Origin of the sequence: Marinobacter salinus (genome assembly GCF_001854125.1) — a bacterium.
Lineage (GTDB): Bacteria > Pseudomonadota > Gammaproteobacteria > Pseudomonadales > Oleiphilaceae > Marinobacter > Marinobacter salinus.
Map to the genome: position 1 here is coordinate 2,193,380 of NZ_CP017715.1, position 13,363 is coordinate 2,206,742.

A 13,363-nucleotide genomic window follows, 5' to 3' on the forward strand; every position below is an offset into this window, starting at 1 on the left:
CGTAACTTATCCACAAACGCGGACTTTGAGCATGGCCTTGAATCGTCTGGACCTGAATCTTCTGCATGTTTTTGACACCATCTACCGTGAAGGTGGCCTGACCCGAGCGGCCCGGGCACTGCACCTTACCCAGCCGGCGGTGAGCCACTCACTGTCGCGGCTCAGGGACCATTTCGATGACCCTCTGTTTACCCGACAGGGCAACCAGATGGTGCCCACGCCCCTGTCCCGGAGGTTTCTCGAGTCCATGCGCCCTGGTCTCACTCAGATCCAGAGCGCAGTAAACCAGTTTCATGCCTTTGACCCGGCAACCCAGCGCAAAACCTACTCCCTCGGCCTGAGAGACATTCTGGAATCCACATTTCTTCCGCAGTTGATGAAGCGACTGGACTCTTACCCGGAGCTGGAAATCGCTAGTCAGCGTATTGCACGACGCGAAATGGAAACCCAATTGGCGGCCGGCAAGCTGGACTTTGCGGTGGACGTGCTGTTGCCGGTCAGCAACCAGACCTCCCATGAATTACTGAGGCGGGATCGGCTGGTGGTTCTGGCCAGAGAGGGGCACCCGTTGGCGACTGAAGCACTGGATATGGAGGGTTATCTGTCCGCAAAACATGTTCTGGTGTCGTCACGCACCGAGGGACCGGGCATTGAGGACTTTGAGCTTTCCAGGCTGGGCGTACAGCGCAGTATCCGCTTAAGGTGCCAGCACTACTACGCGGCTTGCCGGGTTGTCGAAAATACCGACCTGTTACTGACCATGCCCGAAGCCTACGCCGGCATCATCGCCGAACGCGCAAACATCCGGATCATGGATCCACCGGCGGACCTGCCGTCCATCGATGTACACCTGTACTGGCACAAGGCTTATGAGCGGGAACCCGCGCTGGTCTGGTTCCGGGAGCAGCTTCGCCTGATAGCGTAATCAAGGCCTTTGCACCACTGTCGCTATTGTTCGCTTTAACGGCGCTTTCGTTAAAGTCCGAGCAACCTCCCTGGTTTAACTTGGTTTGAACGTGGACTTCTGCCGATTACAACTCACAAAAAGAGGGCTCCGCCGTGGAAATCCTTGATTTCGTCATGACCAACCTGAATCTGCTCAGCAAGCTTACCCTTGAGCACATAGCGTTGGTGGCTGTTGCAGTCGGGTTGGCAACACTGACGGGCGTCCCCATTGGCATCGCCATTACCCAGAACGAACGCGTCGCAACCGTTGTCCTTTACGTTGCTTCGATTCTGATTACCATTCCCTCAATCGCGCTTTTCGGAATCATGATTCCGATACTTTCAACGATTGGTCATGGCATCGGCTACTTGCCCGCTGTAATAGCAGTGCTGCTTTACTCCCAGTTACCCATTATCCGGAATACTTACACTGCCATAAACAATGTCAGCCCGGGGCTGCGCGAGGCAGCGAGAGGCATCGGCATGACCAGCACTCAGCGTCTCCGGAAAGTGGAAATACCGCTGTCCGTGCCAATCATCATGGCGGGTGTGCGCACAGCTGTGGTCATGAATATCGGAGTCATGGCCATAGCGGCCTATATCGGCGCCGGTGGACTGGGAGTTCTGATCAGCCGGGGCATCTCCCAGAGTGATCCACGGCAACTGGTGGTCGGAGCAATTGCGGTCAGCCTGCTGGCCATAGTCGCTGATCGATCCCTGCTGGCACTTCAGCGAAAACTGACCCCAAGGGGCCTCTGATCTCTCGATAGAATAACAACCGGGACACGGAAAATGATTACACTCGATAACCTGACCAAGATTTTTGATACCGACCGCGGGGTGGTTACTGCCGCCGACCATATCAACATGGAGGTGCCGCAGGGTGAAATCTGCGTCCTGCTCGGCCCCTCAGGTTGCGGCAAGACAACCACCCTGAAAATGGTGAACCGGATCATCACACCAACCTCAGGCCGCGTGTTGATCAACGGCCAGGACACTACTGATCAGGACACCGTGTCTCTGCGCCGGAACATCGGTTACGTTATCCAGCAGATTGGTCTGTTTCCTAACATGACCATCGAGGAAAACATTTCGATTGTGCCGAAACTGATCGGCTGGGAAAAAAGCCGCTACCTCAGGCGCGCTTCGGAATTGTTGGAGATGGTCGCTCTGGACCCCGCCATTTTCCTCAAGCGGTACCCGAACGAGCTGTCCGGTGGCCAGCAACAACGGGTTGGAGTGATTAGGGCTTTGGCCGCAGACCCCCCAGTAATGCTGATGGATGAGCCCTTCGGTGCGATCGATCCTATCAACCGGGAAGTTATCCAGGACGAATTCCTGAAACTGCACCGGGAACTGAAGAAAACCATCATGTTCGTGAGCCACGACATAGATGAGGCCGTGAAGATGGCTGACCGGATTGCCGTTTTCAAGGACGGCAGGCTGATTCAGTACGACACTCCGGATGACTTGCTCTCCCATCCGATCAACGATTTCGTGAAGGGCTTTGTCGGTCGCGACCGCGCACTGAAGCGATTGCAGTTGGTGACGGTCAATGAGGTGCTGGATAGCGAGTCCAGCGTGGTAACCGCAGAAGATTCCCTGACAACGGCTTTGCAAAGAATGGATGCTGCAGGCTACGAGCGTGCCATCATCCTGGTAGATGGTAGTGAACGACCGGTGGGCTATGTGTCCCGAAGCGTTGCCTCCACCGCCAAGGGTAAGTGCGGGCAGCACAGCTACAATCTGCGAACTCTCGTTCGCCCCGAAGATGACCTGCGTACAGTCGCCTCCAAAATGTTTACCCACGATGCGACCTGGCTGCCCTGCGTCTCGGAACAAGGCAAGCTGCTGGGTGTGGTTACCCAACGGGGGATCACCCGTTACCTGGGCGCCACTTATAAGTCATCCCGGGCTGGAGAGCAGGGGCTGGGGCATATACAGGTGGCGACATGAAAAAACTCAAATATTCGAGTCTCTTTCAGTTTCCGGTCCTGATTGGCGCACTTCTTCTTGGAGTCTACCTGCAGCGCTCGGGTCTGATCGACGGCATGTTGTTCTACTGGGAAGACGTGGTCTATCTCACCAAACAGCACATCCAGCTGACGCTCATATCGGGTAGCCTGGCAATCATTGTCGGATTACCGCTTGGCACCATCCTCAGCCGCCCGCGCTTTATCAAAATGTCCGAATGGGCGATGCAGGGGCTGAACATCGGCACCACGATCCCGACCCTGGCGATCCTGGCTCTGTCTATGAGCCTTTTGGGCATAGGCTTTGTGCCTTCGGTGTTCGGGCTGTTCATTGCCTCCCTGCTCCCGATTGTACGCAACACCTACACCGGCTTGCTCGGAGTGCCAGCGCACCTGAAAGAATCAGCCTCCGGCATCGGCATGTCCGCCGGCCAGATGCTGCTGAGAGTTGAGATTCCGAACGCCACCTACGTGATATTTGCAGGAATCCGGACGGCCCTTGCTATCAATGTAGGCACCGTACCCTTGGCGTTCCTGATTGGCGGCGGCGGCCTGGGCGAACTGATATTTACCGGCATCGACCTGTTCGATACCGAGATGATGCTGGCAGGCGCCCTGATGACCGCGCTTCTTGCCATCACCGTGGACATCCTGGTTGCCGGCTGCGCATTCCTGATGGTTCCCCGGGGCGTTAATCCATCCCGCGCCTGATAACGGCCCGGGGTATGAAAACCGGCCGCTCCATCTGGAGTGGCCACAAAACAAGAAGTTACATGGAGCACTGAAACATGAAAACCCTCAAGAAACTGGCATCCGTAGCGACTCTCGCCATCTCCATGACGTTCGGTGGCGTTGCAGCCGCAGAAACCATCGTGGTCGGTGGCAAGAATTTCACCGAACAGCAACTGCTGACGTCCATGACCGCCCAATATCTTCGCGCCAAGGGTTATGACGTTGATACCCGGGCCGGCATGGGCAGCGCCGTTCTGCGTTCCGCCCAGGAAAATGGGCAGGTAGACGTCTACTGGGAATACACCGGTACCGGCCTGATCGTCTATAACGGCGTCAAAGAGAGGTTCGGACGCCAGGAAGGCTATGAAAAAGTACGCGAGCTGGACATGGAGAAAGGGCTGGTCTGGCTGCAGCCGTCTGATGCCAACAACACCTATGCGCTGGCCATGCAGGCTTCAGAAGCAAAAGCCATGGGCATTAAGACGCTGAGCGACATGGCTGCAGCAATCAACGGGGGTAAAGAACTGGTTCTCGCCAGTAATGCCGAGTGGTATGCCCGGGAAGACGGCTTCCGTCCCTTCTCCAAAGCCTATGGTTTCAAGCTGCCCCGTGACCAGATCAAGCGCATGGACTCCGGCCTGACCTACACTGCGCTGAAAGAGGGTGAAGTAGATCTGGCTCTGGTATTTGCCACCGACGGACGCATCCCGGCCTTTGATTTTGTCATTCTGGAAGATGATCAGAACTTCTTCCCGGATTACGCGATCACACCAGTCGTCCGCCAGGAAACCCTGGACAAAAATCCGGAGCTGGATGAGCAGCTCAACAAGCTTTCCGGCCTTCTGGATAACGCGGTCATGTCTCGCCTGAATGCTGAGGTCGACGTGAAGAGAGAGGATATCGCGGAAGTCACCCGCAACTTCCTCGAGCAGAATGACCTGATCTGACCCATAGTCAGACAGCGCCCTGTGCCCCCGGGGTCCGCAGGGCTTTTTCCGTTAAAAACCTGAATATCAATCAACGGGAAGCCGACATGGTTAAGAACCTCAATGTGGCCGTTGCCCAGATAAACTGTCAGTTACTTGATGTCGAAGCCAATCTCGAGCGTCACCGCGAATATGCCAAACAGGCCAGACAGGAAGGCGCCGAACTGCTGCTGTTTCCCGAGTTGTCCCTGACTGGTTACCAGGTTGGACGGGACGCCCCTACCGTCGCTATGCGACGTGACGATCCGGCATTGCTCAGGCTCGCTACAGAAGCTCAGGGCATCACCCTTGTCGTCGGTTTTGTGGAGCGTGCACGTGCGGGCGAGCTATACAATGCAATGGCCTACCTCAGGGACGGCGAGGTAATTCACGTTCATCGCAAAATCAACCTGCCCACCTATGGTGGCCTGGAAGAGGGCAAATGGTTTCATTCCGGCAGTCAGATCGGCAATGTGGAAATCCGCGAAAATTGGGAGTCCAGCTGCCTGATCTGTGCGGATCTCTGGAACCCTGCCCTCACCCACTGCGCCTTCTTAAAACAACCCGAACTGATGCTGGCACCGATCAACTCAGCCTCGGGCGTGGTTAGCGAGGACTTCTCCAACGAGGACAACTGGAAAACCAACGTCAGCTTTTACGCCATGATTTATGGCACTCCGGTGGTGATGGCAAATCGCTATGGTCACGAGAAGGACCTCTGGTTCTGGGGTGGGAGCTGTATCCTGGGCCCGAAAGGCGAGATTCTTGCGGCTGCGGACGACAGCGAATGTATCATCCACGCCGAACTGAACCAGGATGCTATCGACCGCGCCCGGTTCGAAATGCCCACGGTGCGTGACTCCAACACCCGACTGATTCGTCGCCTTCTGGAAGACCAATACTGAATTCAGAGCAAAAAAAGGGCGGCCAGGGCCGCCCAGGAACACCTTCATAACGCATCAATCATCAAAATCATACAAACGGGAGGGATTGGACATCAGGATTCTCTCCCGGACCGCCGCATCCGGCACCCAGACAGCCATATCTTCCAGCAGGTCGGTATCGTCGGGCATAAGTCCCGGGAAATGGGGATGGGGCCAGTCGGAACCCCAGACACATCGGTCAGCATTAGCGGCGACCAGGGCTCGGGCAACATCCACAACATCCGGATAGGGGTACTCCCCCTGCATCGTCACACGATAACTGCCGGACAACTTCACCCAGGCTTTATTGCCTTCCAGCAGCTTGAGCAGCTTTTGAAAGCCCGAATTGTCCACACCCGGAGCTGCGGGCACATGCCCCATATGATCAAACACGACCGGGACCGACAGATCGGGAACGCGATCCATGATGTCATCACAATCCGAGACATTGATCAGAAACTGGAGGTGCCAGCCCATACCCGCAATTCGATCAGCCAGTCTCAGAACGTCCTCCCACTGCAGACCTCCACGGAACAACAGGTTCATCCGGACACCCCGGAATCCGGCTCCATGAAGCTCCTGAAGCTCAGCCGAAGAGATGTCCGGGTCAACCACGCACACACCACGATAATCGTGGCCCCGCTCTCTCAATTCCCGAAGAGCGTGCAGATGCAATCTGTTATCGGTGCCATAGACGCTGGGCTGAACCAGCACCCCACGTTCGATACCCAGCATTCGGTGTAGCTCGAGATACTGCGCCAGAGACGCCTCCGGCGGCGTGTAGGTACGATTGGGGATAAAGGGATAATCCTCGTGGCGGCCGAAGACATGGGCATGGGTGTCGCAGCTCTTTGCCGGAATGGCAAGGCCGGGCCGGCGCACAACGTTGCGGGCCGCTTCGCAGAAGGGAATCTCGGAACTCATAGTCGGTCACTCAAAGCGAAAACGGCGACCAGAGGCCGCCGCAAGGAAGCTATCAGAATGTAGAGGTGATCCAGTCGGCGATCTTGCCGGCAAAGGTCTGGAACTTGGGATCGTCATCCAGCATCCACTCAGTGTGACCGCCACCCTCAAGCAGGAACAGCTCCTTCGGACCCGGGTAACGGGCATACAGAGAGCGAGCTTCGGTTACCGGGTGCAGATCGTTCTCAGCACCGTGGGCGATCAACAGCGGAATCTGTGCGAAGCGTTCATCGAGGTGCGCTTCCGGACAGAAGCTGATCAGCGAGTCCGCAAAATCGAAGGTGGACGTCACGCCGTAGCCCGGCGCCTTGACGAGCTCTGTGAACACGTATTCACGGCTAACCGGATCCAGCGGGTAGATGTCGAACGGGTCGATACCCTTTGGCTCGCCGCCCTTGGCCAGACGGAGACGCTCGGTGGCCATGAAGGCCCTGAACTGCTTCCAGCCATGCTCACCACGCAGTGCCTTCTGAACCCGCACGGAATCATAGAAACCGTTCATGGCGATCAGGCCGTCGACCTGGTCTTCGCATACGCGGAATGCATCCAAAACCAGTCCACCACCCATGCCCCAACCTGCCAGCACGACCTTACGCTTCTCTTCTTTGGCACGCTCGGCAACCACGGCAACCGCATTGGCAATATCACGAACCTGCTCTTCGATAAGGACGCGCTCACGCTCACCCTCGGACTCACCAAAACCACGGTAGTCAAAACCGAAAACCGTGAAGCCCCTGTTGGTCAGGAAGCGTGCGTAACGCTCGGGGTGGATGTTTTTTTGTCCGGTAAAACCTGAACAGACAATAACAATAGGCAGACGCGGATCGTCACTCTCTTCGCTCTTAAAGAAGGCACCATCAAGGGTCAACTTGTCACTCTGGAATTTCAGTTTTTGTTCAATCATGTCGGGTTCCTGGCAATGGGCGTTGTTGTTAACGACTACGGCTCCCATCATCAGAAAATCACGATCGACAAAAATTTAATAAACCGCCATCATGCATGAAAAAAACGACATTCCGCTCAGGTTGCTCCATGAAACAATCGGAAACACAGAAAATTGGCTTTCTGGCCGTTCCCCAGTTTTCCATGCTCTCGTTCGTCGCGGCACTGGAACCGCTGCGAGCAGCCAACCGCCTGAGTGAGCAGCCACTGTATGAATGGCACATTTTCTCCCAGGATAACCAGCCTGTAGCCGCCAGTAACGGATTGCCAATAAGCCCGGATAGACAGTTCGAGCAAACTGCCGACATTGATCTGATGATCGTGGTGGCAGGAATCGGCACCACCCTGATCAGGGATAAAAGACTGTTCGAGTGGCTGCGGCAGCTGTCCCGCCGTGGCGTAACTCTCGGCGCGACATCCACTGCTTCCTTGTTGCTCGCCCGCGCCAGGCTGCTTTCCAATCACCGCTGCACTATCCACTGGGAGAACAAGGAAAGCTTTGAGGAAGAGTTTCCGGAGCTCAATATTACCGGGGAGCTATACGAAATTGACGGCAATGTCATGACCTGTTCCGGCGGCTTGGCGAGCCTCGACATGATGTGTCACAAAATTGCCCTGGAGCATGGAGCCGATCTTGCCATGGGGTGCGCCGAACAATTTATTCATCCCCAGATCCGCCCGGCTAACGAGAAGCAGCGGATGGAACTCCAGTTCCGTCATAATACCAACCATCCAAGGCTGCTCAAGGTTATCCAGCTTATGCGAAGCCAGACCGAAGAGATACTGAGCTGCACTGAGATCGGTGACAAGGTAGGGCTGTCAACCCGCCAGATGGAAAGGCTATTCAAAATCCACCTGCGTACCACACCCAATGCTTTTTATATGCAGCTTCGCCTGGAACGCGCTACACACCTGCTGCTCCAGTCCACAATGAGCATTACCCAGATTGCGACCGCGTGCGGCTTCAATTCCACCTCCTATTTTACCCGCTGCTATACCAGGAGTTTTGGGCTAACTCCGCGAGAACAACGACAGAAGCGATAACAGAGCGAATTGGAAGTCGTCGCCTTTTTTCAAACCGGTGTCGTTTTTTTGGCTGTCAGCAACGGCGTGAACACCAATCATGGAAGCACAATAAAACCGAGCGCCTTCCATGTCCGACCTATCATTATCGACCCAGATTCTGGCTCTTGATGCCACTGCCTTACCACCTGAAGTCTATAACCTGGCTCAGACCTGCCTGCTGGACCTGATTGGCGTGGCGGCAGGAGCCACGAATACTCCTCTGGCCCGAATCGGCAGGAAATTCGTGCTAAGTCAGTACCCCGGAAACCAGCCGCTCCTTTTGTCGGAAGGTTCTGCGTCCAGCGCCGGCGCCGCCTTGTATGGAGGCTGGCTCATTGATGCCCTGGATGCCCACGATGGCCATGTTCTGACCAAGGGGCATGCCGGGGTCGCCATCCTGCCCGCCATTCTCTCGCTCCCCGAGACCGGGAAATTGTCGGGACTCGAGTTTCTGGGAGAGCTTGCCATTGGGTACGAGATTGCGATTCGGGCCGGTATGAGTCTTCACAGCTCAGCCTGCGACTATCACACCTCAGGATCCTGGAACTGTCTCGGCGCCACCGCTGTAGCGGCTCGCCTGATGAGGCTCTCTGATAACCAGACCGCCGAAGCTCTGGGCACCGCCGAATTCTATGGGCCCCGCAGCCAAATGATGCGCTGCATCGACCACCCGACCATGCTTAAAGATGGCTCTGGCTGGGGAGCCATGACCGGCATAGCCTCCGCATTATTAGGCAAAGCTGGCTTTACCGGAGCACCAGCCCTGCTGCTGGAACAGTCCGACATCTGGCACGATTTGGGAGCCCGCTGGCATTTCCTGGATACCTACTTTAAACGCTATCCAGTCTGTTACTGGGCCCAGCCCGCAGTCGAGGCAGTGCTCTCACTGCGGCCCGGGATTCCCGATGCCAGCCAGATCCAGGAGGTTCACGTCACCAGTTTCCATCAGGCGGTTCGTCTGCATACAACGAGCCCCTGCAGCACTGAAGAAGCCCAGTATAGCCTTCCCTGGGCAGTTGCCTGTGCTCTGTACCGTGGTTCAGTTGACCAACAGTCGGTGACTGATGATCTTGAAAACATAGGCGTTAAACGATTGGCAGGAAAAGTCCGCCTTCTCGAATCAACCGAATTCTCCAGCCAGTTTCCGGCCAGACGCTATGCCTCTGTATCGATCCGACTGGCAGACGGTCGGGAATTGGTCAGTGATCGGTTTGAAGCTAGGGGAACGCCCGGTAATCCGATCAGCCGAACCGAGCTTGTCACCAAGTTCCACGAACTGGCACAGCCCGCGATTGGCCCCCGGGCAGATGTTTTGGAGCACATTGTGAACACTCTGCCTGACCGACCGGTCACCGATCTTCTTGCGCATTTGGGCCATGCCACTTCAACCACCGCATCACAGGAACCTAGCCGCAGCCATGCTTCCGCGACTTGAACACACAACCCCGACCCAGTCCCGTTACCTCGCCTTTCTGAAGGCGCTCAAGCATTCCGGGTTCAATGGTGAGATGACAATGGACTATGCCACCCGGACGGTACTGGCAACTGACAACTCCATTTATCAGGTACTGCCACAGGCAGTCATTTTCCCGACGAACAAGACAGATGTACAACGATTAGGCCGCCTAGCGTCACGGACGGAATGGCGGGATATCGTCTTCAGTCCGCGAGGCGGCGGCACGGGCACCAATGGTCAGTCGCTGACTGACGGTATTGTTGTGGACCTGTCCCGGCATATGAACCGGATCCTGGAAATTAACGCTGCCGAGGGTTGGGCCCGCGTGGAGGCAGGCGTGGTCAAAGATCAGCTCAATGCGGCAGTAAAATCCCACGGGCTCTTTTTTGCGCCTGAGCTGTCGACCAGCAACCGTGCAACCATTGGTGGGATGATCAATACCGATGCCAGTGGCCAAGGCTCGGTCATGTACGGCAAAACCCGCAACCATGTCCTGGAACTGGAAACGGTACTGGTGGACGGAAGCCTTTTACAAAGCCGGGCTCTTGAGACAGAGCAGGAGGAGAAGGCCGCAGAAGAGTCCACGCTGGCAGGGGCGGTCTACCGGACTCTCGCCGGCATCTGGGATCGCCGAAAAGACGATATCGAAAAGCACTTCCCGAAGCTTAACCGTTGCCTGACCGGGTACGATCTTGCGCATCTGCGCGATGATGCTGGGCGTATGAATGCAAACAACGTGCTTTGCGGCTCGGAAGGTACCCTTGGCTTTGTCGTCGAGGCCAAGGTCAACCTTGTGCCAATCCCGAAATACCAGGCGCTGGTGGTGGTCCAGTACGACAGTTTCGATGCCTCCCTGAGAGATGCCCGGGCCCTGATGTCAGCCAGGCCAGCCTCAATCGAGACCATCGACAGCAAGGTTCTGGAGCTGGCACAGACTGACATTGTCTGGCAGGAGGTGGCAGACTATTTCCAGATTGGAGAAGGATCTCCGGTAGAGGGTGTAAACCTTGTGGAATATACCGGCGACGATAAAAGCCAGGTCCTGCAGGACATAAAAGCACTCACCGACATTCTGGGTAACCCGGAACGCAGGCCGGCCTGCCTGTACTCTGTCGCTCTGGGAGAGAACGCGGTTAATCAGATCTGGACAATGCGCAAGCGCTCGGTAGGTCTCCTGGCCAAGACATCGGGAGAAGCCCGACCGGTAGCTTTCGTGGAAGATACCGCTGTCCCTCCGGAACATCTCGCTGACTTTATCCGGGACTTTCGGGAGGTCCTTGACCAGGAAGGCCTCAGCTATGGGATGTTCGGACATGTCGACGCCGGCGTCCTCCATGTCCGACCCGCTCTGGATCTTAAGGAGCCGGAAACGATAACCACTGTGCGCCGCGTAACCGAGAAGGTAGTTGCCCTTGTCCAGAAGTACCATGGTCTGCTCTGGGGTGAACATGGCAAAGGTTTTCGTTCAGAGTTCGCGCCGAGCTTTTTCGGAGATCTGTATCCCGAACTCCAGCTGATTAAGCGTACCTTCGATCCCTTTAATCAGCTGAACCCCGGCAAGATCGCCACTCCCGATGCCAACATCCCGCTGGTGCCAATGGATGAGCCCGGACAGAGGGGAACAATGGACCGCACCATTCCGGCCGCCAGCCGCCGCAGCCAGCCGGACGCCATGAACTGCAATGGAAATGGCGCCTGCTACAATTACGACCCGGACGACGCCATGTGCCCTTCCTGGAAGGCCACGCGTGACCGGCGGCACTCACCTAAGGGCCGAGCGTCCCTGATCCGGGAATGGCTCAGGCTTCTTGGGGAACAAAACGTTGACATCGAAACGCTGGCAAGGCGCATGGACGCTGGCCCAGTACTGCGGATGTTGCCTGATAGGATGCGTTATACACTGGCCAGAAACCGCGGCCAGTATGACTTTTCCCACGAAGTCCGGGAAGCGATGGACGGGTGCCTTTCCTGTAAATCCTGCTCCGGTCAGTGCCCGGTTCAGGTGGACATCCCCGAGGTCCGCGCACGGTTTCTCCACCTTTATCATGGGCGCTATCTCCGCCCGGTCAAAGATCACCTGATCGGACGCCTCGAGCAATTGATTCCGTTGATCGCGAACCCGCTGGGCCGGCCGATCTACAACAGCCTGATGACCTGGTTTCCCACCCGGGCGCTGATCCGCAGGCTCGGTATGGTAGACAGCCCCCTACTTTCAAAGCGAAGCCCTCTGGGCACGGCTCGCCGATTAGGCATTCGAATCGCGCGGGAAGAAGAGCTGAAAGGGTTGGATGAGCGCGAAAGAGAGCGGTCGCTGATCATCGTTCAGGATGCGTTTACCAGCTACTTTGAGACTGACACTTTTACAGCCATTCTTGAGTGCCTGCAGCGCCTCGGCTTCCGTGTCTGGCTGCTTCCATTTCACCCCAATGGCAAGCCACTGCACGTTCATGGTTTTCTGAAGCAGTTCCGGAAAACAGCGACGTCACACACCCGGTTACTGGCATCGCATGCCCGTTCCGGGATTCCCATGGTCGGGATTGATCCCTCCATGACACTCGCCTTTCGCGCAGAATATCGGAAATACGTTAGTGCGGATGTACCAAATATTCTTTTATTACAGGAGTACCTCTCGCATCGCACTGAACTCTTTAACCCCGGAACTCGGCTTCAGCCCGATCAGAGAATCACCCTGCTTGGCCATTGCTCGGAGAAAACCAATGTCAGCGGCAGCATGGCCCAGTGGCAGCATATCTTCTCTGCTGTGGGAGTTCCCTTGGATATCGAGAGCGTGGGCTGCTGCGGGATGGCCGGCACTTACGGACATGAGTCCCGACATGCGGCCACCTCAAAGCGGATTTATGAGCTGTCGTGGAACAAGAAAGTGCAAATGCTCAAGGATACAGACGTACTCTTGGCGACCGGGTATTCATGCCGGTCACAGGTTAAGCGCTTTGAAAACCTTCGGATCCAGCATCCTTTGGAGTATCTCGGAAAACATCTGCAGTCGGGGATAAAAGGGGGGCCTCAATAGGCCCCGACAACCATCAAAAAACCAAAAAAACCTATGGCGGTAATGCCCAGGGCCGCCAGCACAACCCCCAAACCCCACCAGATGGCGGCGGCATCGGATATGTCCATGCCATGCCCCCTGAGGGTCCGGTAGAATGCCCAAGGACCCAGGACAAAAGCGCCGACTACTGCGAAAACGAGCCCCACACTGATACCGGCGAAGGTCCAGGTGGCAAGCTCGGTGGCCCGGTCCGACACCTTTTCGGTTACACCATGGTGCTCAAGAAACTTCTTGCAGAAGAACCAGAGCAAGGCGAACAGGGCGACAACAAACACCAATCCGCCAATAATCGTCAGGATGCGGTAAAGCAAGGTCAGGTTCCTGTCAGT

12 protein-coding genes are annotated in these 13,363 nt (G+C 56.3%); 9 read left to right on the forward strand and 3 right to left on the reverse strand.

The features are described 5' to 3' along the window. The first annotated feature begins 31 nt into the window (after window positions 1–31). The 6 genes from BKP64_RS10055 to BKP64_RS10080 all read left to right on the forward strand — a co-directional run bounded on the left by BKP64_RS10055 (window position 32) and on the right by BKP64_RS10080 (window position 5,520). Window positions 32–925 carry a LysR family transcriptional regulator gene (locus BKP64_RS10055; protein WP_070969279.1) on the forward strand — a complete coding sequence of 298 codons (894 nt, stop codon included), beginning with the start codon at window positions 32–34 and terminating at the stop codon, window positions 923–925. A 134-nt stretch (window positions 926–1,059) separates the two neighbouring features. Next, window positions 1,060–1,704: an ABC transporter permease gene (locus BKP64_RS10060; RefSeq protein WP_070969283.1), complete on the forward strand. Its 645-nt coding sequence runs from the start codon at window positions 1,060–1,062 to the stop codon at window positions 1,702–1,704. Window positions 1,705–1,737: 33 nt separating this feature from the next. After that, window positions 1,738–2,901: an ABC transporter ATP-binding protein gene (locus BKP64_RS10065; protein ID WP_070969287.1), complete on the forward strand. Its 1,164-nt coding sequence runs from the start codon at window positions 1,738–1,740 to the stop codon at window positions 2,899–2,901. After that, a complete protein-coding gene (locus tag BKP64_RS10070; protein WP_070969290.1) occupies window positions 2,898–3,629 on the forward strand; it encodes an ABC transporter permease in 732 nt (243 codons plus the stop codon). The genes BKP64_RS10065 and BKP64_RS10070 overlap by 4 nt, the downstream gene beginning before the upstream one ends. A gap of 77 nt (window positions 3,630–3,706) precedes the next feature. Then, a complete protein-coding gene (locus BKP64_RS10075) occupies window positions 3,707–4,597 on the forward strand; it encodes a glycine betaine ABC transporter substrate-binding protein (RefSeq protein ID WP_070969292.1) in 891 nt (296 codons plus the stop codon). Between the two features lie 86 nt (window positions 4,598–4,683). Further along, window positions 4,684–5,520: a nitrilase-related carbon-nitrogen hydrolase gene (locus tag BKP64_RS10080; RefSeq protein ID WP_070969295.1), complete on the forward strand. Its 837-nt coding sequence runs from the start codon at window positions 4,684–4,686 to the stop codon at window positions 5,518–5,520. Window positions 5,521–5,574: 54 nt separating this feature from the next. On the opposite strand, the gene BKP64_RS10085 is transcribed toward BKP64_RS10080, so the two are convergent. Then, complete coding sequence (locus BKP64_RS10085) at window positions 5,575–6,462, reverse strand: amidohydrolase family protein (protein ID WP_070969298.1); 888 nt, start codon at window positions 6,460–6,462, stop codon at window positions 5,575–5,577. Window positions 6,463–6,514: 52 nt separating this feature from the next. Further along, window positions 6,515–7,405, reverse strand: a complete 891-nt coding sequence (locus BKP64_RS10090; RefSeq protein WP_070969301.1) for an alpha/beta hydrolase — start codon at window positions 7,403–7,405, stop codon at window positions 6,515–6,517. A gap of 128 nt (window positions 7,406–7,533) precedes the next feature. Between BKP64_RS10090 and BKP64_RS10095 the strand changes: the two genes are divergently transcribed. The 3 genes from BKP64_RS10095 (at window position 7,534) to ydiJ (ending at window position 12,995) form a co-directional block, all read left to right on the forward strand. After that, window positions 7,534–8,487, forward strand: a complete 954-nt coding sequence (locus tag BKP64_RS10095; protein WP_070969303.1) for a GlxA family transcriptional regulator — start codon at window positions 7,534–7,536, stop codon at window positions 8,485–8,487. A 109-nt stretch (window positions 8,488–8,596) separates the two neighbouring features. Next, complete coding sequence (locus BKP64_RS10100) at window positions 8,597–9,943, forward strand: MmgE/PrpD family protein (protein WP_070969306.1); 1,347 nt, start codon at window positions 8,597–8,599, stop codon at window positions 9,941–9,943. Further along, window positions 9,927–12,995 carry a D-2-hydroxyglutarate dehydrogenase YdiJ gene (gene ydiJ, locus BKP64_RS10105; protein ID WP_070969309.1) on the forward strand — a complete coding sequence of 1,023 codons (3,069 nt, stop codon included), beginning with the start codon at window positions 9,927–9,929 and terminating at the stop codon, window positions 12,993–12,995. The genes BKP64_RS10100 and ydiJ overlap by 17 nt, the downstream gene beginning before the upstream one ends. Here the strand turns inward: ydiJ and BKP64_RS10110 are convergent. Beyond that, a complete protein-coding gene (locus tag BKP64_RS10110; RefSeq protein WP_070969311.1) occupies window positions 12,989–13,345 on the reverse strand; it encodes a hypothetical protein in 357 nt (118 codons plus the stop codon). The genes ydiJ and BKP64_RS10110 overlap by 7 nt on opposite strands. Window positions 13,346–13,363 lie beyond the last annotated feature (18 nt).

What these genes read in the sequence shown, in the direction of transcription:
- BKP64_RS10055 (WP_070969279.1), top strand. Translation starts at nt 32, where the DNA reads ATGGCCTTGAATCGTCTGGACCTGAATCTTCTGCATGTTTTTGACACC.
- BKP64_RS10065 (WP_070969287.1), top strand. Translation starts at nt 1,738, where the DNA reads ATGATTACACTCGATAACCTGACCAAGATTTTTGATACCGACCGCGGG.
- BKP64_RS10070 (WP_070969290.1), top strand. Translation starts at nt 2,898, where the DNA reads ATGAAAAAACTCAAATATTCGAGTCTCTTTCAGTTTCCGGTCCTGATT.
- BKP64_RS10075 (WP_070969292.1), top strand. Translation starts at nt 3,707, where the DNA reads ATGAAAACCCTCAAGAAACTGGCATCCGTAGCGACTCTCGCCATCTCC.
- BKP64_RS10080 (WP_070969295.1), top strand. Translation starts at nt 4,684, where the DNA reads ATGGTTAAGAACCTCAATGTGGCCGTTGCCCAGATAAACTGTCAGTTA.
- BKP64_RS10085 (WP_070969298.1), bottom strand. Translation starts at nt 6,462, where the DNA reads ATGAGTTCCGAGATTCCCTTCTGCGAAGCGGCCCGCAACGTTGTGCGC.
- BKP64_RS10090 (WP_070969301.1), bottom strand. Translation starts at nt 7,405, where the DNA reads ATGATTGAACAAAAACTGAAATTCCAGAGTGACAAGTTGACCCTTGAT.
- BKP64_RS10095 (WP_070969303.1), top strand. Translation starts at nt 7,534, where the DNA reads ATGAAACAATCGGAAACACAGAAAATTGGCTTTCTGGCCGTTCCCCAG.
- BKP64_RS10100 (WP_070969306.1), top strand. Translation starts at nt 8,597, where the DNA reads ATGTCCGACCTATCATTATCGACCCAGATTCTGGCTCTTGATGCCACT.
- ydiJ (WP_070969309.1), top strand. Translation starts at nt 9,927, where the DNA reads ATGCTTCCGCGACTTGAACACACAACCCCGACCCAGTCCCGTTACCTC.